25 protein-coding genes and 1 tRNA gene are annotated in these 21561 nt (G+C 64.4%); 17 read left to right on the top strand and 9 right to left on the bottom strand.

The genetic code is table 11. From position 1 onward, the window contains the following. Positions 1 to 177 precede the first annotated feature (177 nt). The 5 genes from XH90_RS19670 to XH90_RS19650 all read left to right on the top strand — a co-directional run bounded on the left by XH90_RS19670 (position 178) and on the right by XH90_RS19650 (position 3030). Positions 178 to 939, top strand: a complete 762-nt coding sequence (locus XH90_RS19670) for an NAD-dependent protein deacetylase (RefSeq protein WP_194476006.1) — start codon at positions 178 to 180, stop codon at positions 937 to 939. Between the two features lie 199 nt (positions 940 to 1138). After that, on the top strand, positions 1139 to 1771 hold the full coding sequence (locus XH90_RS19665; protein ID WP_194476005.1) for a cold-shock protein: 633 nt from the start codon (positions 1139 to 1141) through the stop codon (positions 1769 to 1771). Positions 1772 to 1933: 162 nt separating this feature from the next. Then, complete coding sequence (locus tag XH90_RS19660) at positions 1934 to 2419, top strand: DUF192 domain-containing protein (protein ID WP_194476004.1); 486 nt, start codon at positions 1934 to 1936, stop codon at positions 2417 to 2419. 91 nt (positions 2420 to 2510) lie between these two features. Next, positions 2511 to 2587, top strand: a tRNA-Pro gene (locus tag XH90_RS19655). Between the two features lie 182 nt (positions 2588 to 2769). Next, positions 2770 to 3030 carry a hypothetical protein gene (locus XH90_RS19650; protein WP_194476003.1) on the top strand — a complete coding sequence of 87 codons (261 nt, stop codon included), beginning with the start codon at positions 2770 to 2772 and terminating at the stop codon, positions 3028 to 3030. Positions 3031 to 3151: 121 nt separating this feature from the next. On the opposite strand, the gene XH90_RS19645 is transcribed toward XH90_RS19650, so the two are convergent. Next, positions 3152 to 3370, bottom strand: a complete 219-nt coding sequence (locus XH90_RS19645) for an RNA-binding protein (protein WP_194476002.1) — start codon at positions 3368 to 3370, stop codon at positions 3152 to 3154. Positions 3371 to 3644: 274 nt separating this feature from the next. Here XH90_RS19645 and XH90_RS19640 point away from each other — a divergent pair, with 274 nt between their 5' ends. Together XH90_RS19640 and XH90_RS19635 are read left to right on the top strand one after the other, a co-directional pair. Beyond that, on the top strand, positions 3645 to 4028 hold the full coding sequence (locus XH90_RS19640) for a hypothetical protein (RefSeq protein WP_194476001.1): 384 nt from the start codon (positions 3645 to 3647) through the stop codon (positions 4026 to 4028). Between the two features lie 633 nt (positions 4029 to 4661). Continuing rightward, positions 4662 to 4856, top strand: a complete 195-nt coding sequence (locus tag XH90_RS19635) for a hypothetical protein (RefSeq protein WP_194476000.1) — start codon at positions 4662 to 4664, stop codon at positions 4854 to 4856. A 19-nt stretch (positions 4857 to 4875) separates the two neighbouring features. Here XH90_RS19635 and XH90_RS19630 read toward each other — a convergent pair whose 3' ends face one another. After that, positions 4876 to 6069 carry an OpgC domain-containing protein gene (locus tag XH90_RS19630; protein WP_194475999.1) on the bottom strand — a complete coding sequence of 398 codons (1194 nt, stop codon included), beginning with the start codon at positions 6067 to 6069 and terminating at the stop codon, positions 4876 to 4878. Between the two features lie 285 nt (positions 6070 to 6354). On the opposite strand from XH90_RS19630, the gene XH90_RS19625 reads away from it, so the two are divergent. Both XH90_RS19625 and XH90_RS19620 read left to right on the top strand, forming a co-directional pair. Beyond that, positions 6355 to 6660, top strand: a complete 306-nt coding sequence (locus XH90_RS19625; protein ID WP_194475998.1) for an ETC complex I subunit — start codon at positions 6355 to 6357, stop codon at positions 6658 to 6660. A 93-nt stretch (positions 6661 to 6753) separates the two neighbouring features. Further along, positions 6754 to 7245 (top strand): Lrp/AsnC family transcriptional regulator, encoded by a 492-nt coding sequence (locus XH90_RS19620; protein ID WP_194475997.1) that lies wholly within the window; start codon positions 6754 to 6756, stop codon positions 7243 to 7245. Positions 7246 to 7275: 30 nt separating this feature from the next. Here the strand turns inward: XH90_RS19620 and XH90_RS19615 are convergent, their stop codons facing one another. Further along, positions 7276 to 8304, bottom strand: a complete 1029-nt coding sequence (locus tag XH90_RS19615) for an AraC family transcriptional regulator (protein WP_194475996.1) — start codon at positions 8302 to 8304, stop codon at positions 7276 to 7278. Positions 8305 to 8419: 115 nt separating this feature from the next. On the opposite strand from XH90_RS19615, the gene XH90_RS19610 reads away from it, so the two are divergent. Genes XH90_RS19610 through XH90_RS19595 form a run of 4 tightly spaced genes read left to right on the top strand, consistent with a single transcriptional unit; the run spans position 8420 to position 14158 of the window. Further along, positions 8420 to 9592 carry an isovaleryl-CoA dehydrogenase gene (locus XH90_RS19610; RefSeq protein ID WP_194475995.1) on the top strand — a complete coding sequence of 391 codons (1173 nt, stop codon included), beginning with the start codon at positions 8420 to 8422 and terminating at the stop codon, positions 9590 to 9592. A 40-nt stretch (positions 9593 to 9632) separates the two neighbouring features. Then, on the top strand, positions 9633 to 11237 hold the full coding sequence (locus XH90_RS19605; protein WP_194475994.1) for a carboxyl transferase domain-containing protein: 1605 nt from the start codon (positions 9633 to 9635) through the stop codon (positions 11235 to 11237). Positions 11238 to 11241: 4 nt separating this feature from the next. Next, entirely contained in the window at positions 11242 to 13245 is a 2004-nt protein-coding gene (locus XH90_RS19600) for an acetyl/propionyl/methylcrotonyl-CoA carboxylase subunit alpha (RefSeq protein ID WP_194475993.1), read from the top strand. 1 nt (position 13246) lies between these two features. Continuing rightward, the gene (locus tag XH90_RS19595) at positions 13247 to 14158 is read left to right on the top strand and encodes a hydroxymethylglutaryl-CoA lyase (RefSeq protein ID WP_194475992.1); all 912 of its coding nucleotides are present in this window, start codon (positions 13247 to 13249) and stop codon (positions 14156 to 14158) included. Positions 14159 to 14182: 24 nt separating this feature from the next. Here XH90_RS19595 and XH90_RS19590 read toward each other — a convergent pair whose 3' ends face one another. Genes XH90_RS19590 through dctP form a run of 3 tightly spaced genes read right to left on the bottom strand, consistent with a single transcriptional unit; the run spans position 14183 to position 17111 of the window. Continuing rightward, on the bottom strand, positions 14183 to 15541 hold the full coding sequence (locus XH90_RS19590) for a TRAP transporter large permease (protein WP_194475991.1): 1359 nt from the start codon (positions 15539 to 15541) through the stop codon (positions 14183 to 14185). After that, positions 15538 to 16092, bottom strand: coding sequence for a TRAP transporter small permease (locus XH90_RS19585; protein WP_194475990.1), 555 nt, complete (start codon positions 16090 to 16092; stop codon positions 15538 to 15540). Before XH90_RS19585 ends, XH90_RS19590 begins: the two co-directional genes overlap by 4 nt. Beyond that, entirely contained in the window at positions 16089 to 17111 is a 1023-nt protein-coding gene (gene dctP, locus XH90_RS19580; protein ID WP_194475989.1) for a TRAP transporter substrate-binding protein DctP, read from the bottom strand. The genes XH90_RS19585 and dctP overlap by 4 nt, the downstream gene beginning before the upstream one ends. A 351-nt stretch (positions 17112 to 17462) precedes the next feature. Here dctP and XH90_RS19575 point away from each other — a divergent pair, with 351 nt between their 5' ends. Then, positions 17463 to 17705 carry a pentapeptide MXKDX repeat protein gene (locus tag XH90_RS19575; protein ID WP_194475988.1) on the top strand — a complete coding sequence of 81 codons (243 nt, stop codon included), beginning with the start codon at positions 17463 to 17465 and terminating at the stop codon, positions 17703 to 17705. A gap of 163 nt (positions 17706 to 17868) precedes the next feature. On the opposite strand, the gene XH90_RS19570 is transcribed toward XH90_RS19575, so the two are convergent. Continuing rightward, positions 17869 to 18216 carry a DUF6481 family protein gene (locus XH90_RS19570; protein WP_194475987.1) on the bottom strand — a complete coding sequence of 116 codons (348 nt, stop codon included), beginning with the start codon at positions 18214 to 18216 and terminating at the stop codon, positions 17869 to 17871. A 264-nt stretch (positions 18217 to 18480) separates the two neighbouring features. Here XH90_RS19570 and XH90_RS19565 point away from each other — a divergent pair, with 264 nt between their 5' ends. The 3 genes from XH90_RS19565 (at position 18481) to XH90_RS19555 (ending at position 19994) form a co-directional block, all read left to right on the top strand. Beyond that, on the top strand, positions 18481 to 18717 hold the full coding sequence (locus tag XH90_RS19565) for a hypothetical protein (protein WP_194475986.1): 237 nt from the start codon (positions 18481 to 18483) through the stop codon (positions 18715 to 18717). A gap of 76 nt (positions 18718 to 18793) precedes the next feature. After that, positions 18794 to 19030, top strand: a complete 237-nt coding sequence (locus tag XH90_RS19560) for a DUF2273 domain-containing protein (RefSeq protein ID WP_194475985.1) — start codon at positions 18794 to 18796, stop codon at positions 19028 to 19030. 172 nt (positions 19031 to 19202) lie between these two features. Then, positions 19203 to 19994 (top strand): hypothetical protein, encoded by a 792-nt coding sequence (locus XH90_RS19555; protein WP_194475984.1) that lies wholly within the window; start codon positions 19203 to 19205, stop codon positions 19992 to 19994. Positions 19995 to 20076: 82 nt separating this feature from the next. On the opposite strand, the gene XH90_RS19550 is transcribed toward XH90_RS19555, so the two are convergent. After that, positions 20077 to 20238, bottom strand: a complete 162-nt coding sequence (locus XH90_RS19550) for a hypothetical protein (RefSeq protein ID WP_194475983.1) — start codon at positions 20236 to 20238, stop codon at positions 20077 to 20079. A 916-nt stretch (positions 20239 to 21154) separates the two neighbouring features. Then, on the bottom strand, positions 21155 to 21481 hold the full coding sequence (locus tag XH90_RS19545) for a hypothetical protein (RefSeq protein ID WP_194475982.1): 327 nt from the start codon (positions 21479 to 21481) through the stop codon (positions 21155 to 21157). Between the last annotated feature and the right edge of the window lie 80 nt (positions 21482 to 21561).

The raw sequence follows: 21561 nt of genomic DNA, 5'->3' as shown, positions 1-21561 counted from the left end.
CGCTTCTGATTGGGGCGTCAATGGGGAGGCGGCATTGCAGGATTGTGATAAGCGATGGTCGGAAAAAATTGCCGCGCTGATGTCGTCGACGACTTGCGCGGCGGTGGATAAGAGCGTCAACAATCTTGTCGCTTGGACATGATGCAGCTAGCGCGAGATTGAATCGGGAGGCGGCGCGTGATTGCAGTAGACCTTCAGAGCGGTGTCGAACGGCTCGGCGACATGATCGCGCGCGCGAAAATTATCGTGCCGTTCACCGGCGCCGGCATCTCGACCGAATGCGGCATTCCCGACTTCCGCTCGCCGGGCGGAATTTGGACTCGCAACCGCCCGATCCAGTTCGACGAGTTCGTCGCGAGCCAGTCGGCGCGCGACGAATCCTGGCGGCGGCGTTTTGCGATGGAGGAGGTGTTCGCTGCAGCCAGGCCCGGACGCGGCCATCGCGCGCTCGCCTCGCTTCATCGTGCCGGCAAGATCCCCGCGGTCATCACCCAGAACATCGACAATCTGCACCAGGCCTCGGGCTTCGCCGCCGATCGCGTGATTGAACTTCACGGCAATACCACTTACGCGCGCTGCATCGGATGTGGGCAGGCCTATCAGCTCGACTGGGTGAAGCGCCGTTTCGACGCCGACGGCGCCGCGCCCAACTGCACCGTATGCGACGAGCCGGTGAAAACCGCAACGATCTCATTCGGTCAGGCGATGCCCGAGGACGAAATGCAACGTGCGACCGAGCTGTCGCAGGCCTGCGATCTCTTCATCGCCATCGGTTCCTCGCTGGTGGTGTGGCCGGCGGCGGGCTTTCCGATGATGGCGAAGAACGCCGGTGCACGTTTGGTGATCATCAATCGCGAGCCGACCGAACAGGACGACATCGCCGACCTCGTCATCCACCACGACATCGGCGAAACGCTCGGGCCGTTCGTCGGCAATTGAGGCGTTATTTTGATTCGCGGCTGTGCAAGCTGTTCATAGGTTCCGGCGAATCTCTTTTTTGTCTATGCCTCGCAACCGGGAGTGTTATCTTTTGAGTCGAAAGATTCGCGTCGCGTCGAAGTGAGAAGATTCTCTTAAGACGCGTGATTCGAGCGCCGCCAATGTGGCGGGTTGCATGAAATGTGTGGGGTCCGGGGTTATGGGGTCGTCGGACGGATTTGAGTCCAAGAAGCTGGGAGTTCCGGCGTCAGCCGAGCACGGCGCCGGTCGCGACAGCGCACTCAGTCCCTTCACCGGGTTAGGTGAGGGCAGCGCCAACCTCGTCGAGGTTCATGGCGTCATCAAATGGTTCGACGCCTCAAAGGGCTACGGTTTCATCGTTCCCGACAATGGCTGGGCCGACGTGCTCCTGCACGTTACCGTGCTTAGGCGCGACGGCTTCCAGACCGCCTACGAGGGCGCCCGCATCGTCGTCGAGTGCATCCAGCGCGCCAAGGGCTACCAGGCCTTCCGCGTGGTCTCGATGGACGAGTCGACCGCGATCCATCCCGCGCAGATGCTGCCGCCGCGCACCCACGTCACGGTGACCGCGACCAGCGGCCTCGAGCGGGCCCAGGTCAAATGGTTCAATCGTCTGCGCGGCTTCGGCTTCCTGACTTGCGGGGAGGGCACCCCCGACATCTTCGTTCACATGGAGACCCTGCGTCGCTTCGGCATGACCGAGCTGCGGCCGGGCCAGTACGTGCTGGTCCGCTTCGGGCCGGGCTCCAAGGGCATGATGGCGGCCGAGATTCATCCCGAGACTGGATCGCCGGGCCTCCAGTCGCATTAGCGGCTTCAAATTCCCGCATTCGTGAGCAGAAGCGCGCGGCCCCGGCTGGCGCGCTTCTGGCTTTTGGGACGGTGGCCGCGTAAGGATGTCGCAATTCCACACCGTTGGGCCAGTCATTGCCCTTTCGAGTTTCCTGCCCAGTGTCCTGCCGAGTTTCCCGCCATGAGCTTTGATCGAAAGACCGCCTGGTCCGTTGCCGGGTGCTGGCTTGCCGCCGCTCTCGTCATTGTCGGGTTCGCCGTTTCAGGCGCGCCCGTCCGCGCCGCCAGCTTCCAGCCGCTCGAGATCGTCACCAGGAACGGCGTCCAGGTGTTCTCGGTGGAGATGGCGACCACGGAGGAGGAGAAGCAGACCGGGCTGATGTACCGCAAGGAATTGGCGGACGGCAAAGGCATGCTGTTCGACTTCAATCCCGAGCAGGAAGTATCGATGTGGATGAAGAACACCTATGTCTCGCTCGACATGATCTTCATTCGCGCCGACGGCCGCATCCTGCGCATCGCGGAAAACACCGAGCCGCTCTCGACCAGGATCATCTCGTCAAAAGGGCCCGCCCGCGCGGTGCTGGAGGTGGTGGCGGGAACAGCGCAGAAATACGGCATCCGCCCCGGCGATCGGGTCGGTCATCCCCTGTTCGGCAGCAAATAGGCTCTGAGGATGTCGCCTGGTCGCTCTGGCCGGTGGCGGGACGCTTGCTGGGCCTTCTGGAAGCGTGTATCGACGGGGCTCGCCGGACATTCGGGGTATAGCGCAGCCTGGTAGCGCGGCAGTTTTGGGTACTGCAGGTCGTTGGTTCGAATCCAGCTGCCCCGACCAGCATTTTCAACGGCTTACACCAGAAGAGAGTCGTCCAGCCTCCCGGAAAATTTGAGTTGGAGGGGGCCCGGTCCCGCGGACATCTTGCGGCTGAAGTCGCGAGCCTTGGGATGTTCTCGCTTGCGCGCGCTGTGCGGTTGTTGGAGCATTTCCTTCATAGGGGCCGAGCGAGGAGAAATGACATGGCGCAGACCATTCATTCAGGCATCCTCCGAAAGCTGATTGCCGTCTCACTGGTGCTCGGCAGCTCGAGCGTTCACGCGCAAAACTGCGCGCAAATGTCTCCGGGTCCGCTTCGCCGCCAGTGTGCGGCCGCGAACCATCCGGGATTCGAGGCCAGGCTGGAAAGGTGCAAAGACGAGGCCCGATCGATGGGGCTCACCAAGAGCGCGGGAGATCCCGCCATCAAGGAGTACGTGCAATCGTGCATGCACCGTCGATAGCCGCATAATTCGGTGATGCGCACGGTGGCCGACCTCGATCACGTGCTTCCCATGCCGCGACGATCGACGTGAACTGAATCGCCCTGCTGATCGGTTCGGGCGCGGCCGGCCAGTTCCGCCGTCAGGATAACAGCCAGTCGACCAGATGCCAGGCGAGCCAGCCCAGCGCGCAAATCCACCCCATCATCGCGATTGCCGCGACCCCCAGCCAGAACAGTGCAAACAGCGATGTCCGGGGCGCCACTACCTCGGACAGTTTCTCGGTCGTATCGATTTGACTCACAACATCCCCTTGGCCGGCGGCCTGTTCGTTGGTCTCTGTAGGTTCACGAAAATTCACCGGCCGCGCTCCAACTCACACGGACGTGAGACGGGGTGACTGTCCATCACGGGCAAGCGGGAGCCGACAGCGAACTGCTCGCCGGCCCGGTGAACAGATGGGAAAAACCTGCAACTCGGCGCGGGGCGATTGGTTGCTCGCCGGGACGACGAGACCGATGGGGCCGAGGTTTTTAATGCGTGCGAAGCGCCTGATTCGCGCAGTCCCGGCGTTGAAGGGATGAACAGGGCGCAAACGACGCCGTGCCCTCGAGGTCCCTTCAGGCGAGGTTCTCATGTCGATCAGTGCGATTGCGTCATCCACCGCCGCGATGACGGCGACCCCGTCGAGCGCCGCGAAATCGTCCTCGACAAATTCGTCCACGTCGTCGACCTCGTCCACGTCGACCACCTCGTCAGCGACATCGTCGTCGCAATCGGCGAGCGGCAGTTCGGGATCGGGCGGCGGCAGCTCGTCCAAGACCATCGTCAGCGAGGTCTCGACCACCATCAACGGGATCACGACGACGACGATCACCTATTCAGACGGAACCACCGAGGTGGAGACATCGGCCGCCAGCTCCCAGGCCAGCCAGGGCAACAGCCAGGCGGGACAGACCTACAACGCGCAGGGCGCGCTGAGCACCAACGCCGCGTCGGCCGCGGCCAGCGGCGTCTGAACCGGCGCGGAATCACCTGGACTTCATCGAACCTTTGGGCGTCGCCATAGACATATCGGTGTTGGGGATTTCAGCGCCCAATGCCTAACGGACGCCGCCAAGCGATGATATTCCGCTTGCGCGGCGTTGCGCTTCTTGCAGCTCAGCTCGATGCGTGCCAGCCCGCCGGAAACGGGATCAGCGGCCAGACCTGATAGTTGTCGTTGGCGGCGTTCGGCGACCCCTCAAGGGGCGGCGCGTCTTGAGGTGGCTTCTCATGAGCTGGTCTGGCCCCGGGTGTCGGCGAAAACATCGCCAGCTGCAAATATGCACACTGCAAATTCATGATGATCAACCTGCGCAATCAGCTTTTCAAAATTCAGTCTGAGCTCGAAATCGAGGGCAGGCACTTCGCAAACGACGCGCGTATTCTCAAATTGTGCAGGTATCTTAGAAAAAATAGACAGGCGATTCAACCGGCAAGGCTGCTGTCTGTCGCCAGGTAAGGTTGATCGGTTAGGTTAAGCACGAGCTCTCGTTGCGGCCGTTTCGCCGGCTGCTATCAAACCGGTCCCGGCACGCGACGACATCCGATCAGCGGCTCACACGAGATCACATTCGTCGCGGCATTTCGTTTCGCGCGAGTTGTCCGTCATGGCTTTCGATCTCACTTCGAAAACTCTCCGCCAACGGTCGAACTGGACCGAGATCTGGCACCTCTGGACCATCATCGTGCCGCGCCGTTCAATCAACGGGCAGCTCGTCTACGGCAAGGTCTGGCGCCGTCACGACGGTCGTGACTGGATCTACAAGAAGTTCACCGAGTATGACGGCGAGGCGGCGGCCTGAACGGACGCCGCCACGCGTCTCAGGCGGCCTTCTCGGCAGCCTTGGTGGCGGCCGGAGGAGCTGCGGGCTTCGCCGGCGGCGGCTTCAGCGGCTTGTCCTGTCGCTTCGACCAGGAGATGTAGTAGGCGACCGTCGTCATGATGGCGATGCCCGCGATGGAGACGAACAGCTGGGCGAACAGCGAGCCCGAGCTCATCGACAACTCGAAATGGCCGACGAAGGACAGGAACACGCCGACGCAGAACACGGCGAGCGATTGCTGGCCGCACACGATCACAGGGTCGAAGATCTTCCACTCCAGGCCCGGCCACTCCTTCGGCACGAAGCGGATCACCATGATCACGATCACGACGAAGTGGATGAAGCGGTAGGGCGCCAGATTGGTCTTGTCGTTCGGGTTGAACGCCGAGAACAGCCATTCCGGAAACATGCCGCCGAAGGTGGGGAAGCGGCCGGCCATGGTCATGACCAGCGCGAACAGCAGATAGGCAATGCAGAACCAGAGCGTGATCGGCGAGTTGATCAGCGTCATCGAGCGGCGTGCGCCGCCCATCGCACACCAGGCGCCGAACACGAACAGCACCTGCCAGCAATAGGGGTTGAAGTACCACTGGCCGGCCGGATAGGCGTTGAGGTTCAGGCCGAAGTGGCGCGCGGTCAGCCACAGGATGATGGAGACTGCCATCGTCAGATCGGGCTTTCGCAGCATGAACCACAGCACCGGCGGAAACAGGCCCATCAGCACGATGTAGAGCGGCAGCACGTCGAGATTGAGCGGTTTGAAGCGCAGGAACAGGCCCTGGCGCAACGTCTCGGTGGCATTGTCGACGAGGCCTGCGACGTTGAACTCGTTGATCATCTCGGAATCGCCGAAGCGCAGCGCCAGATAGCTGATCGAGGCGATGTAGATCACGAACAGGATGATGTGGGCGACGTAGAGCTGCCACACCCGCTTGGTCAGGCGCGTCGCGCCGACCACGAAGCCGCGCTCCAGCATCATCCGCGCATAGACGAAGGAGGCGGTGTAGCCGGAGATGAAGACGAACAGGTCGGCTGCGTCCGAAAAGCCGTAATTCCGCGTCGTGATCCAGTTCACGACGTTGTCGGGGATGTGGTCGAGGAAGATCGCCCAGTTGGCGATGCCGCGAAACAGGTCGAGCCTGAGGTCGCGGCCCTTTTCGGGGAGCGTGGCGTTGATGTTCAGGAAGGCCATGCGACGGAAGCTCTCGAATGGGGCGGGTACGCTGAAGTCGGCGAGGCGGATGTTGGCGAGGCAGATGTTGGCAAGAATTGGCCGCCGGGCGGGATTTCCGGGCGGAAGGCGGGGACGCAATTGTCACAGTGCAGCATAATGACTATACCCATCGGTGAAGGACCCGGGAGGGCCGGAATCACCGATCAGTTCCCGAAGGGTGTCTCTATACTATGCCCGCGGTTTGCACCAATCGCTACCGTGACGCATGAAAATCGAACGAAAGACCAAGAGGCCGGACCGCCAATGACCGCACGCATTTTCAAGCCCGCCAAGAACGCGATGCAATCCGGCCGGTCCAAGACCAAGGAATGGCAGCTCGACTACGAGCCGGAGCAGCCGCGCGCGGTCGAGCCGCTGATGGGCTGGACCTCGTCCGGCGACATGAAGCAGCAGATCACGCTGCGCTTCCACACCAGGGACGAGGCGGTCGCCTATTGCGAGCGCAAGGGCATCGCCTACCAGGTGATCGAGCCCCAGGAATCCCTGCACCGCCAGGTCGCCTACGCCGACAATTTCTCCTTCCGCCGCGGCGAGCCCTGGACGCACTGAGGGCCCTTCGGCCGCCTGATCGCGAGAAGCCTTGGCACCTCTTCCACCGCGTGCTTCGCTGGCCCGCATGACGGGACCATGACGAGGTGGGGGATGGCCGGGCGTGACCAGCTCGACGGCATCGATCTGAAGATACTCTCCGAGCTGCAGCAGGACGGGCGCGTTCGCAACAACGAGCTGGCGCTGCGCGTCGGCGTATCCGCGCCGAACTGCCTGCGGCGGCTCAAATCGCTGTTCGGCCGCGGCGTGATCCGTGCGGTCCGTGCCGTCATCGACGAACGGCTGCTCGGCTATGAGGTGGTGTCGTTCGTCTCGATCCAGCTCGGCAGCCAGGCCCAGCCGGTGCTCGAGGCGTTCGAGGGCTCGATAGCCGCGATCCCGCGGATCCAGCAGTGCTGGCGGATATCCGGCGACACCGACTATCTCCTCAAATGCGTGGCGCCGAGCGTCGAGAGCATGCGCCAGCAGCTTCTGCATTTCGCCGCCATGCCCAACGTCAAGAACGTCCGCAGCTTTCCCGTGCTCGGCGTCGCCAAGGACGTACCGCTGCCGGTGCAGGAGCTCGCGGCTGCGGCGGCAGGATAGGGTCACGCGAGATGACGGCGGCTTCGCCCTTCAGCGATAGCGGCCACGAAACTCGCGCGGGCTGGCGCCGGTCCAGGTGCGGAAGGCCCGCGAAAAGCTCTTTTCGTTTCGGAAGCCGGCGATCTCCGCGATCCGCTTGATCGGGGTGCGGCCGCGCATCAGCTCCTGCTTGGCGAGCTCGAGTTTTGCCTCTTCCTTGAGTTCGCGCAGCGAGGTGGCTTCCTCGCGCAGGCGGCGGTGCATGGTGCGGGTGGAGAGCGCGAGCTCGCTGGCGACATCCTCCGCGCCCAGGATACGCCCGCGCGCCTCGCGCAGCACGCGCCTGACGCGCTCGACCAGCAGCCGGTCGCGGCGATAGGGCAGCACGGTCAGCCGCAGCGCGCCCTTGAGCATGTTGTCGAGGTCGGCGGCGCTGCGGGTCAGCGGCAGCGAGAGGTAATGCTTGTCGAAGACGATGCGGGCACCGTCCGCATCGAAGCGGACATGCTTGCAGAAGATGGTCGGATAGACCGAGACGTGGCCGGGCTCTGGATACGGGAATTCCGCGGCGCTGAGCGCGATCGCGGAATCCACCGCCCAACAGGAGAATCCGAGGACATAGCGGAGCAGGGTGACGAGGCAGAATTCGCGTAAGGGTCCGAGATCGCGCTGCTCGCGAAGGGAGACGGTCGCGGTCTCGCCGCTGACCGCGAGCTCGAACAGCACGTCCTCGGTCAGCAGGCGGTGATGCCGGCACCAGCGCTTGAGCGCCACTTCGAGATTGGGTGCGGTGATCGAGGCGCGGCACAGCATGCCGTAGGTGCCCCACGGCAGCCTGCGCGAAAACCAGCCGAGCGCCTCGTCGTCGAGCTCGCGCATGGCGTGGCCCGCCAGCGCTTCGAACTGGGCCGCCGTGACCCGCCCATCGGTCGATCCCTCCACGTCGGGCTGGACCTGTCCCCTGGCTAGCGCCTCGGCCGGATCCCGCCCGTAACGGCGATAGGCCGCGACCACGCCGCGGACGAAGGCGACAGGGGTCATGGCACGGCGGGGCGTGGCGGTTGCGGCCTGAAAGGTCATCGAAAATCCCTTGGAAAATCCTCGCCAAACTTGGCGGAAAATGCAACCTTTTCGACCGCCACGGCGCCCGGGCGGGGGTAGGTTCGGGGCCGATAAGACCATTGGAGGAATCGCCGTGAACATCCCGAGCATCGACTTCGATCTGGGCGAAGACATCGGCATGCTGCGCGATACCGTGCGCGCCTTCGTGGAAGCGGAGGTCGCCCCGCGCGCCGCCGAGGTCGAAAAGGCAAACCTGTTCCCGGCCGATCTCTGGAAGCGCTTCGGCGATCTCGGCCTGCTCGGCATGACCGCGCCGGAGCAATATGGCGGGTCCAACATGGGCTACCTCGCCCATGTCGTCGCCATGGAGGAGATTTCGCGTGGCTCGGCCGCGGTCGGGCTGTCCTACGGCGCCCATTCCAACCTCTGCGTCAACCAGATCCGCCGCAACGGCAATGATGCGCAGCGACAGCGCTATCTGCCGAAGCTGATCTCCGGCGAATATGTCGGTGCGCTCGCGATGTCCGAGCCGGGTGCCGGCTCCGACGTGGTGTCGATGAAGCTGCGCGCCGACAAGCGCGGCGACCGCTACGTGCTCAACGGCTCGAAGATGTGGATCACCAATGGCGGCGATGCCGACGTGCTGGTGGTCTACGCCAAGACCGATCCCGAGGCCGGCCCGCGCGGCATGACCGCCTTCCTGATCGAGAAAGGCTTCAAGGGTTTTACGCATGGCCAGCATCTCGACAAGCTGGGCATGCGCGGCTCCAACACTTATCCGCTGTTCTTCGACGAGTGCGAGGTACCGGCAGAGAACGTGCTCGGCAATGTCGGCGAGGGCGTCAAGGTGCTGATGTCCGGTCTCGACTATGAGCGCGCGGTGCTGTCTGGCGGCCCGCTCGGCATCATGGCGGCCTGCATGGATGCGGTGGTGCCCTACATGCACGAGCGCAAGCAGTTCGGCCAGCCGATCGGCGATTTCCAGCTGATGCAGGGCAAGCTCGCCGACATGTATTCGACCTGGCAGGCCACGCGCGCCTATGTCTATGCCGTGGGCAAGGCCTGCGATCGCGCCAATCACGCGCGCACGCTGCGCAAGGACGCGGCGGCTGCGATCCTGTATTCCGCGGAGAAGGCGACCTGGATGGCCGGCGAGGCGATCCAGGCACTCGGCGGCGTCGGCTACACCAGCGAGTTTCCGGTCGGCCGGCTCTGGCGCGACGCCAAGCTGTACGAGATCGGGGCGGGTACGTCCGAGGTGCGGCGCATGCTGATCGGCCGCGAGCTGATGTCGGAAACCGCTTAAATTCTCCACGCAACCTCGTCACCAGAAACGCGGGACCTCAATGCCGCTCCATTCCAGCATCGATCCATCCTCCCAGGATTTCGCGCGCAATTCCGAATCCATGCGGGCGCTCGTCGCGGATTTGCGCGAGAAGCTCGCCCAGGTCGCCGGCGGCGGCGGCGAGGCCTCGCGCAACCGCCACACCTCGCGCGGCAAGATGCTGGCGCGCGAGCGCGTCGATCTCCTGGTCGATCCCGGCACCTCGTTCCTGGAACTGTCGCCGCTCGCGGCCCATGGCCTCTATGGCGGCGACGTACATTCGGCGAGCGTCGTCACCGGCGTCGGGCGCATTTCGGGGCGCGAGTGCGTCATCGTCGCCAATGATGCCACCATCAAGGGCGGCACCTACTATCCGATGACGGTGAAGAAGCATCTGCGTGCGCAGGACGTCGCGCGGCAGAACAATCTGCCCTGCGTCTACATGGTCGATTCCGGCGGCGCCTTCCTGCCGCTACAGGACGAGATCTTTCCGGACGAGCGCCATTTCGGCCGCATCTTCTACAACCAGGCCCAGATGTCCTCGCAGGGCATCCCGCAGATCGCCATCGTGATGGGCTCCTGCACCGCCGGCGGCGCCTACGTGCCTGCGATGTCGGACGAGAGTATCATCGTGCGCAACCAGGGCACCATCTTCCTCGGCGGCCCGCCGCTGGTGAAGGCTGCGACCGGCGAGGTCGTCAGCGCCGAAGAGCTCGGCGGGGCCGACGTGCATTCGCGACAATCGGGCGTGACCGACCACTATGCCCAGAACGATGCTCACGCGATCGGCATCGCGCGTCGCATCGTCGGTACGCTGAAGCCGTCTGCGCGGCCAAACCTCAACATGCATCCGCCGCGCGATCCGCTGTTTGCGGCCGAGGAGATCTACGGCGTGGTGCCCGTGGATGGCAGAAAGCCGTTCGACGTGCGCGATATCATTGCTCGCGTAGTAGACGGTTCCGAGTTCGACGAGTTCAAGAAACTCTATGGCACGACGCTGGTGTGTGGCTTCGCGCACATCTGGGGCTACCCGGTCGGCATCATCGCCAACAACGGCATCCTCTTCAGCGAAAGTTCGCTGAAAGGCGCGCATTTCATCGAGCTGTGCTGCCAGCGCGGCATTCCGCTGGTGTTCCTGCAGAACATCACCGGCTTCATGGTCGGCAAGAAATACGAGGCCGGCGGCATTGCGCGCGACGGCGCCAAGCTGGTGACGGCGGTCGCGACCGCCTCGGTTCCGAAATTCACCGTGGTGATCGGCGGCTCCTACGGCGCCGGCAATTACGGCATGTGCGGCCGTGCTTATTCACCGCGCTTTCTGTGGATGTGGCCGAACGCACGCATCTCGGTGATGGGCGGCGAGCAGGCCTCGATGGTGCTGAGTCAGGTCCGCCGCGACAATATCGAGGCCAAGGGCGATAGCTGGTCGAAGGAGGCGGAGGACAAATTCCGCAAGCCGATCCGCGACCAATATGAGAGCCAGGGGCATCCCTATTACGCGACCGCGCGGCTGTGGGACGACGGCGTGATCGACCCGGCCGACACTCGCCTCGTGCTCGGCCTTGGCCTTTCGGCGGCGTCGAATGCGCCGATCGAGCCGACGAAGTTCGGCCTGTTCAGGATGTGATGCGATGGACCGCTCAAAGCTCTACCGCCGTTTTCGCACGCTCCTGATCGCCAACCGGGGCGAGATCGCCTGCCGCGTGATCCGCACCGCGCGCGCCATGGGTCTGCGCACGGTGGCGGTCTATTCCGAAGCCGATCGCGATGCGATGCATGTCGCGCTCGCGGACGAGGCCGTGCTGCTCGGGCCTGCGCGCGCCCGCGACAGCTACCTCGATGTCGAGCGGCTGATCGAGGCCGCGCGCAAGACCGGCGCCGAGGCCGTGCATCCCGGCTACGGCTTCCTGTCGGAGAACGCCGAGTTCGCGCAGGCCTGCCTCGATGCCGGCCTCGTGTTCGTCGGCCCGACCGCCGAGATGATGACGGCGATGGGCTCGAAGTCAGGCTCGAAAGCACTGATGGAGAAGGCGGGCGTCCCGCTGGTGCCCGGCTATCACGGCGAGGCCCAGGACGATGCGACGCTGGCGAAGGCCGCCGACAAGATCGGATTCCCGATCCTGGTCAAGGCGTCCGCCGGCGGCGGCGGTCGCGGCATGCGCATCGTGCGCTCGGCGGCCGAGCTTGCGCCGGCCATCGTCAGCGCCAAGCGCGAGGCCAAGGCGGCATTCGGCGACGACCGCATGCTGATCGAAAAATATGTCGACAATCCCCGCCATATCGAGGTGCAGATCATCGGCGACAGCCACGGCAATCTGCTCTCGCTGTTCGAGCGCGAATGCACCTTGCAGCGCCGGCACCAGAAGGTGATCGAGGAGGCGCCGTCGCCGACGCTCAATGCGGCCCAGCGCGAGACGGTCTGTGCCGCCGCGCGGAAGGCGGCGGGTGCGGTGAGCTATGTCGGCGCCGGCACGATCGAGTTCGTCTCCGACGGCAAGGACGTGTTCTTCATCGAGATGAACACACGCCTCCAGGTCGAGCATCCCGTGACCGAATTGATCACGGGGATCGACCTCGTCGAATGGCAGCTGCGTGTCGCCTTCGGCGAGGCGCTGCCCATGAGACAGGACGAGATCAAGCTCAACGGCCATGCCATCGAGGCGCGCGTCTACGCGGAGAATCCGACGAGGAATTTCATGCCGTCGGTCGGCAGGATCTCGACATGGCGTTTGCCGGCCGAGACCGGCGGCCTGCGCATCGATGCCGGCTATCGCGAGGGCGATAGCGTCTCGCCGTATTACGATGCGATGCTCGCCAAAATGATCGCATGGGCGCCGACGCGCGATGTCGCGATCGATCGGCTCAACCGCGGCCTGGAAGATTCCGATGTCCGCGGCATCGTCACCAATATCCCGTTCCTGTCGGCGCTGATCACGCATCCGAAGGTGCGGGCGAATGCGATCGACACCGGCTTCATCGAGCGCGAGCTGGCGGTGCTGACGCAGGCCCCGTCGGCGCCCGGCGAGCTCGAGCTGTGTGCCGCGGTTGCCGCAATCGTCAATGACGAGCGACAGGTAGCGCTAGGTGAGGCGGCGTCACCCTGGCAGATCTTTGGCTGGCAGCCGGTCGGCCGCCGCCAGCGCAATTTTGCGTTCCGCGTCGGGCATGGGTCCGAGCAGAAGATCACGCTGAACTATGGCAGCGGCCCGTCGACGCTCGTTATCGGCGAGCGTGAGCTGGCGTTCACGGTTGCGCCGAAGGATGGCGGCTTCGATCTGACGCTGGATGGCGTCAAGTCCTCCGTTGCCGTCGTGATCGACGGTCACGAGCTCTACTTGCGTACACGCAACGGCCGCTTCGACCTGCACTGGGTCGATCCGTTCGGCGGCGAGAGCGAGGAGCATGTCGGCGAAGACAAGATCGCGGCGCCGCTGCCGGGCACCGTCGTCGCCGTGCTGGCCGAGGAGGGCGCCGAGCTCGAGAAGGGCGCCCCCATTCTCACGCTGGAAGTGATGAAAATGGAGCAGACGCTGCGGGCGCCCTATGCCGGTGTGCTGAAATCGATCAAGTGCAAGGTCGGCGATATCGTTCAGGAAGGCATCGAGCTCGCTGTGGTCGAGGCTTCCGGGGAGTGACATGAGCGAACCCGTCCGCATCATCGAGATGGGGCCGCGCGACGGCCTCCAGAACGAGAAGACGCCTGTGAGCGTCGAGGCTCGCATCGCCTTCATCGAGGCGCTGGTCGCCGCCGGGCTCGATACGGTTGAGGTCGGCGCGTTCGTCTCGCCCAAGGCGATCCCTCAGATGGCAAGCTCGGACGCCGTGCTGCGCGGCGTGAGCCAGATCAAGAACGCCGAATTCCACGTGCTGGTGCCGAACGAGAAGGGCTATGACGCCGCCCGCGCCGCGGGCGCGAAAGTGGTGTCTGTGTTCGCCGCAGCCTCGGAAGGCTTTTCGCGCGCCAACATCAATTGCACCGTCGCGGAATCCATCGAGCGGTTCAAGCCGGTGCTGGCGCGTGCCAAGGCCGACGGCGTCCCGGTGCGCGGCTATATCTCCTGCGTGCTCGGCTGTCCTTTCGACGGCGAGATCAAGCCGAAGGCGGTCGCAGATCTTGCGAGCACGCTGTGGGAGCTCGGCTGCTACGAGATCTCGCTCGGCGATACCATCGGCGTCGGCACGCCCGACAAGGCGAAGGAGATGCTGCGCGCGGTCAGCGCCAATATCCCGCCGGCAAAACTCGCGATGCATTTCCACGACACTTACGGTCAGGCGCTCGCCAATCTCTATGCCGGGATGGAGGAGGGTGTCCGGGTCATCGATGCCGCCGCCGGTGGGCTCGGCGGCTGTCCCTATGCGCCCGGCGCGACCGGCAATGTCGCGACCGAAGACGTCGTCTACATGCTTGAGGGCATGGGCGTGAAGACCGGCGTCGACATGGAGAAGCTGCTGGCGGCGACCAACGCGATGAGTGTCGTGCTGGGCAAGCCGCCCGTGAGCCGCGTGGCCTCTGCGCTGAACGCGAAGAAGAAGCGGGCCGCCTCCTAGACTAGTCCTCCGGCGGAGAGGGCGCTACCTGCTCCCGTCCGGCCCCATCACCAGGTCCGGCAGCCAGGTCGAAATCTCCGGCACCAGGCACAGCAGCAGCACCGCGGCCATCATCAAGAGCACGAAGGGCAGCGTGCCCCAGATCACTTCGCTCAGCGAAATGTCGGGAGCAACGTTGCGGATGACGAAGATGTTGAGGCCGACGGGTGGATGGATCAGTCCCATCTCCATCACGATGGTCATGACCACGCCGAACCAGATGATGTCGAAATTGGCGGCGCGGAGCGGCGGCAGGATGATCGGCGCGGTCATCAGGATGATCGACACCGGCGGCAGGAAGAAGCCGAGCACGACCACCATGACGAGGATCGCGAACAACAGCCCCCAGCGCGGCAGATGCATCGCGACGACGGATTCGGCCGCCGATTGCGAGATGTGCAGATAGCTCATCACGTAGGAATAGAGCAGCGACATGCCGATGATCATCATCAGCATGGTGGATTCCCGGATCGTCGACTTCATGATCGGGCCGAGATCTTCGGGCCGCCACACGCCGTAGATCGCCGCGATCAGCCCGAGCGCCAGGAGGCCGCCGAGGCCGGCCGTCTCCGACGGCGTGGCGAAGCCGCCATAGAGCGCTGCCATGACGCCGGTCAGGAGCAGCACGAACGGGATCACGCGCGGCAGCACGCTGAAGCGTTCGGCGAGCGTGTACTCGTCGCGGGCGAGAATGGCGGCCTCGGGGCCGCCGTTCTTGTAGGCGGCTTCGGCCGCGGCATATTCCTGGCGAAAGCGGAAGACCGCATAGAATCCGAACAGCGAGACCAGCAGCAGGCCGGGGCCGATGCCGGCGAGGAACAGGCGCCCCAGCGACTTCTCGGCAGCGACTGCAAACAGGATCATGGTGATCGACGGCGGCAGCAAAATGCCGAGCGTGCCGCCGGCGGCAATGATGCCGGCCGCGAAACCGCCGGAATAGCCGCGCTTGCGCATCTCGGGGATGCCGGCCGAACCGATCGCCGAGCAGGTCGCCGGGCTCGAGCCGGCCATCGCCGCGAACAGCGCGCAGGCGAACACGTTGGCAACGCCGAGACCGCCCGGCACGCGATGCAGCCAGGCATGCAGGGCGGAATAGAGGTCCTGGCCGGCGCGCGATTTGCCGATCGCGGCGCCCTTGAGGATGAAGAGCGGGATCGACAGCAGCGTGATCGAGGCCATCTCCTCATAGACGTTCTGCGTCACCGTATCGAGCGAGGCCGCGGGCATGTAGATGCCCATGAACGCGACCGCGACCGCGCCGAGCGCGAATGCGATCGGCATGCCCGAGAACATCACGAGCAGCGTCACGAGCCCATAAGCGACGCCGATGCCGAAAACGCTCATGGACGCCTGGCTCCCGCGAAAGGCAGCGCCAGCTGCACGAGGATCTGGACGCAGAGCAGGCTCATGCCGAGCGCCATCAGGGAATAGGGAATGGCGAGCGGCGGCGACCACATCGAGTTCGAGACCTGGCCGTCGACATAGGCCTCGTGGGTCAGCGTCCACGACTTCCAGGTGAAGAAGGCGCAGAACAGGAATGTCGCGACGTCGACGATCCAGAGCCGGATTTTGTTCGCAAGGGGCGACAGCAGGCCGACGAAGGCTTCGATGCCGATATGGCCGCGGCTCTGCTGTACATAGGCTGCCGTCATGAAGGTCGCGCCGACCAGCAGGAACACGGCCGCCTCGTCCTGCCAGTAATTGGCGGCCTTGAACAGCGCGCGGCTCAGCACGCTGTAGCTCAGGATGGCGCAGGCCGCGACCAGCGCCAGCGCTGCGAACACGACGATGACGCGATTGAGGATGGCGAGGCCGCGATCGAGCACTGCCGCAAGGCCGGTTCCTGCGGCAGTGTTCGCCGTGTCGTCACGATCCGTCAGCGGACCGTGGCTCATGCAGCGACGTCGGAGGCGAGCTTGAGCAGGTTCGCGGCGGTCGCGGTCTTGGCGCCGTAATCCTTCCACGCGGTGTCGCGCGCGATGTCGCGCCACTTGCCGACGGTCGCGGCGTCGAGCGCCGAGACCTTGGCGCCGGCCTTCTCGTAGACCTTGGCAACCTCGATGTCGTCATCCTGCGCGCCCTTTCGGCCGAAGGCCTCGAGCTCCTGACCGACGGCGACCAGGATGTCCTGCTGGTTCTTCGGCAGCTTGTCGAAGATCGCCTTCGACATCATCAGCGGCTCGAGCATGAACCAGTAGGACGCGCCCGCACCAGAGGTCAGCGACTTCGCGACCTCTTCGAGGCGGAACGAGATCAGGCTGGTGGAGGAGGTGATACCGGCGTCGCACGCGCCGGTCTGCATCGCCGCGTAGATTTCGTTGGAGGGCACCGACAGCACCGAGGCGCCGGCGGTCTGGAGCACCATGTCCATCTCGCGCGAGCCGCCGCGCACCTTCATGCCCTTGGCATCTTCCGGCGCCACGATCGGCTTGGAGCGGCTGGCGACGCCGCCGGCCTGCCAAACCCAGGTGAGCAGGATGATGCCCTTGTCGGCGAGGAAGTCGGTCAGCGCCTTGCCGACCGGCTCCTTCTTCCAGCGCATGCCCTGGTCGTAGGTGGTGACGAGGCCGGGCATCAGGCCGATATTGGTCTCGGGGAGTTCGCCGCCGGCATACGGCATCGGATAGAGCGAGATGTCGAGCGCGCCCTTGCGCATCGCGGAGAACTGCGCGTTCGTCTTGATCAGCGAGGAGTTCGGATAGATCTCGGCCGCGATGTCGCCGTTGCTGCGCTTGCTGACTTCGGCTGCGAACATGCGGCACAGCCGGTCGCGGAAATCGCCCTTGTCGATGGTGCCGCCGGGGAATTGGTGCGAGATCTTCAGCGCGGTCGCGGCATGCGCGGTGCCGATGCCGAAGCGAAGAATGGCGGGTGCGACGACGGCGGTCGTGAGCAGATGGCGGCGCGTGAGCATTGGAGTATCCCCCTGGAGCGGTTCTTCGGACGGTTCTTGTTGGACGTGATCTGGGTGGGTGATGAGATGAGACCGGCGCGGAGGCCATCCTAGCCTGTCTTCAACCCGGAGTTCTCTCATTTGATAGGGCGAGACGGAATGCCGCGGCAAGTGTTCGTCTTGCTGCGCTGCACACGCCCGGCCTGATGTTCCGATCGTTAACGCCGTACATCAGGTGACGATCGGGCGAGGCGCGCCCCACGGCCTCCGAAAAAATCTAGGATCTCGCGTAACAAGGACGTGCATCGATCCGTCGAGATTGTTTAGCGGCACACGTCGCTGACAAACATCACCTCGAAGGGAAGATTTCTCATGACCATTCGCACCCGCATCGTGCTCGGCGTCTCGGCTGCCGCTCTCTCGCTTGGCCTTGCGCTGTCGCCGGCCGCTTTCGCCCAGGACAAGATGGGCAAGGACGACGGCATGATGAAGAAGGACACGATGTCCAAGGACAGCATGAAGAAAGATCACATGTCCAAGGACGACGGCATGAAGAAGGACACGATGTCGAAGGACGGCATGAAGAAGGACGACGGGATGATGAAGAAGAACTGATCTCCTGCCGTCACCCCGGTCGCCTCGATCAGGCGCGCCGGCCATGCGCTCGAGCCGGTTTCGACCCGGACTCCGTCGTCGCGTCGCGTGTTCGCGCGCACCCGGCTGATCCGTCATGATTTGACCTGAAGCAAATGCGCTTCAGGTCAAATTCTGTTGAAGCTTACTTCCGCTTGGCCTTGCGGGCGGCGTAACGGGCGTCGCGCTTGGCCTTCTGCTCGGCTTCGAGCTCAGCTTGCCTGGCGATCGCTTCCTCTGCCTCACGGGCTATCCGCGCGGCCTCGGCCGCTGCAGCCTCTTCCGCGAGACGCTTCTGCTCGGCCTTTTCGGCTTCGCGCGTAGCTTTTGCCTCGGCGCGCTTGGCCGCGAGCGCTTCGCGCTCGGCACGCTTCGCCGCAACCGCTGGGTCATCGGGCCCGGGCTGCGACTTGAATTTGTTCAAAAGATTTTTGCGTGCGTCCTGCGCCGCCTTTTGCCGGTCTGCGAAGCCGGGTTCCCTGAATCCACTCATCGACGAGCCTTGTCTTCCTCGCTTTCAGTCCTACATCACTGCGTGTTGGTACGTCGGCTGGGCACAAGCAGGCGCCACGCGACGCAGAAGCGTGTACATCGCCGCGCGCCGCGAAGCCACCCATAATCGCAGCCGATCAGGTCCACGAAATCGCTGAACCAGCCGATCCATCGTAGCCCGGAAAAACTGCCGAATTGTGATGTCCCTCATAAGGGCACCCAGCGGCGGCGCCTAGCGTCCGCCCCAACGAGACGGAGCACGGGCATGATGTTTTTCCGGCTGAGCCTGAAAGCCCTTGCAATCACGGTCGCCGCAGTGGCGGTCGCAGGCGCGGTGCTGTTGGCCGCGCGTCCCCAGCCCATCGAGAGCGCCGTTCTGGGGGCCGCCTGGGAGTGCACCCAGACCGCGTTCATCCTGACGAGCTGCGCGCCGCGCGGGCAACAGGTGATCCCGGCGGTCGAGACCTCGCGCAAGGAAGCGCTACTGCCGACCAAGGGCTGAGTCCCGAGGGTACCGGGCTGGATGTGACGCGACGTTGCAGAGGTGATAAAGCGCCTCGCCGAGCGACAGGGTCTCCATGTCCAATTTTGAGTCCAAGCCCGAATCCAAGCCTGGCCCCGCCAAAAAACCCGGTGCACCGGCAAAGCCCCAATCCGGCGACAATCGCCGGGGCGCGATCGCCGGGCTGATCATTGCCGCCGTCATCCTCGGTATCGGCTTGTGGCTCGCCCGCGATCTCACCGCGGCCAGCAAGATGCAGGACTGCCTGATGTCGGGGCGCACCAATTGCAATGTGATCGAGCCGGCGCGCTAGAGCAGTCTCGCGGCCCCCCGGGCCGAAAAATTGCCGTGATCTTAAACATTTGTAACGGGACACGGCCGGCTTTGGCAGGTCAGTTATGTCAGCCGGCATCAGTCAGGCGCGCTCCGAATCGTCTGTCGCGCCTTAACCACGGCATTTTCTGGAAGTTGAGGGGTAGGCACGAATGAGTGCGTCCAGCCGCATGAAGATCATCATTCCCATGGTTTCGGCCATGTCCCTGCTGGCGTTGTCGGCGCAAGCGCAGGACGCGGGTCCGCCCAAGGGCGGCGGACAGCCGCCGGGGCAGGGCGCCGGTGCTCCGCCCCCGGCCAATCAGAACATGCGCAAGGGGCCTCCGCCGCAGCAGGCGACGCACCCGGCGCCTCCGCCGGGCGGGCAGGCCCATGCGGGTCCAGGAGCAGGTCCCGGCCAACGTCATGCCGGAGGCCCGCCTCCCGGTCCCGGTCGCCACATGGCACGCGGGCCAGTACCGATGCGCGACTGGGGCGGGCATGCCTACCGCGGCAATCTGGCCTGGGACGGCGGACGCTGGCGCCACGAGGTCCACAACGGCCGGGCCGGCTGGTGGTGGGATGTCGGCGGCGTCTGGTACTATTATCCGCAGCGGATGGATGGCCCGCCCGCCTACATCTCCGAGGACTATATCGACGATGCGCCGGTGGCCTACGCGCCGCCCGGTCCGCCGGTCGCCTATGAACCGCCGCCGCCTCCACCGCCGCCCGCCGATCCCGGCGCGAGTGCGCTCGGCGGGGCCCTCGTCGGCGGTGTGCTCGGTGGTCTGCTTTCGGGCAACGCCACGGGTGCAGCCGCAGGCGCCGTGATCGGCGGTGCGACCGGTGCCATCGCCGGCGCGACCGCCGCGTCGCGACCCGGTTATTATTTTGCCCAGGGCAATTGCTACTACCGCTATCCAAGCGGCCAGTACGTGCAGGCCGACCCGCGCGCCTGCTACTGATGCTCTCGAGCGAAATCTGACTGAGAAGAGGCGGGCCCAGTGCCCGCCTCTTTTGCGTTTGCGCGCGCGACGGCGTTGAGCGTTAGCCGACGAGCCAGGTCATGAACGCCATCGCAGCCCACACCAGGCCGCCGATCCAAGCCGTCATCACCAGGACGACGGTGGCGAGAAGGGCGAGACCGAACAGGTCGGTCTTGCGGGATGATGTGCCAGCCTGTGCCGCCGCTTCTGCCTTGTGAGCCATGAGAAGATCAGCCGCTCCGTCCCGGGTCGCGTGTTCTTGTCTTGCGTAGCGTGGTGTTTAGCGAACGGGCGGAAACTTGGCTGTGATGCAATTCACAGATGCAGCGGAATGACATCCGGCCTCGGGGGCAGTCGGCCTCAGTTTATGAAAATACGAATGCCGGCGCCGTTGGCGTTGTCACTGACGTCTTTGCGTTTCGGCGGGGGTTGCTACTGCACAAAGGTGAGTTTGCGCCGCACGCAGCCGCCCGCCAATGGATCGCGGTAATATCGTGAGGAAACTGCGCGCCGATGCGACTTTTTCCTCCGCAATCATACGGACGAAATTGCCACGTATTTGTTCATATCGGCCGGCTAGACTTGGCTTCATGTGTATGACGTACGACCCACAGCACGAAGCCGAGGCGGCGATGAAGCGCGCAGCGGCGTCCGAAGGCCCGGACCGGCAACGACTCATCGAACTGGCCCTTGCCTGGCATCAGCTCGCCCGCGATCGTCGCGACGACGAGCGGAGAAGCTGATCGTTGTCTGACAGGAAAGTGCGTCCGGTTCAGTCTCGTCACCAGTCATGAGAAAGCCCCGTGCTCGGGGGGACAAGCACGGGGTCCTTCAAAGCCGACCGGGGGGTGGTAGGTCGGCACCACTCTGTTTCGTCACATCCAACCTGCGGGTCGTGATCTCGTTCCACGCCAATGCGCATTTTGTCGGATGCCGCAAACGATCCGCGCCGGATTCGGCGTGTGCTCGCACTGCGAATGTGTCGACGGACTGGTTGGACGAAACGCGGCGTTAGGACATACGCCGTGAGGGTTTTTCCGATTGTGATTCGTGCGCCGCGAACGGAGCGGAATCGGACCGTGAACAAGCAAACCGGCCGAGTTGTCAGGATGGCGGGCTGACTTGCTGGCGTGCTTGAATCACTCGATCGCGAGGCAATGCTCCAAGGCCGGCTCCTCCTGGCCGTGGCGTGTCCAGGCCTGAACGATGAAGGCGGGTTGGTGCTGAGCCATGGCGGCATCCGCAATGGACGCGCGCGCCGCCTCGATGCGCCCTGCGATTGCGCTTGAGTTGACGTCCACGATCGCATCGAGCGCCAGAAACGACATCGCAACGATCGCCACCACGAAGGCGATTCCCATTCTCGTCAATTCGGCGCGCGGCATCAGCAGTCCTAAATCGAGCGCACTTCGCTCGCCGCCGATAGATAGGGCGCCTCCGCCCGGTTCAAAGCCCGGACGAGCCAACCCACGCGTTCGTGAAAGACGGCAGATCGGCAAGCGAGCGACGGGTGGCGTGTTAGGATGAACGCTGGCGCACTTCGACA

The organism is Bradyrhizobium sp. CCBAU 53338 (assembly GCF_015291665.1).
GTDB lineage: Bacteria > Pseudomonadota > Alphaproteobacteria > Rhizobiales > Xanthobacteraceae > Bradyrhizobium.
Note: the sequence above shows the minus strand (reverse complement) of the source record. Positions and strands in the feature narration are given on the sequence as shown.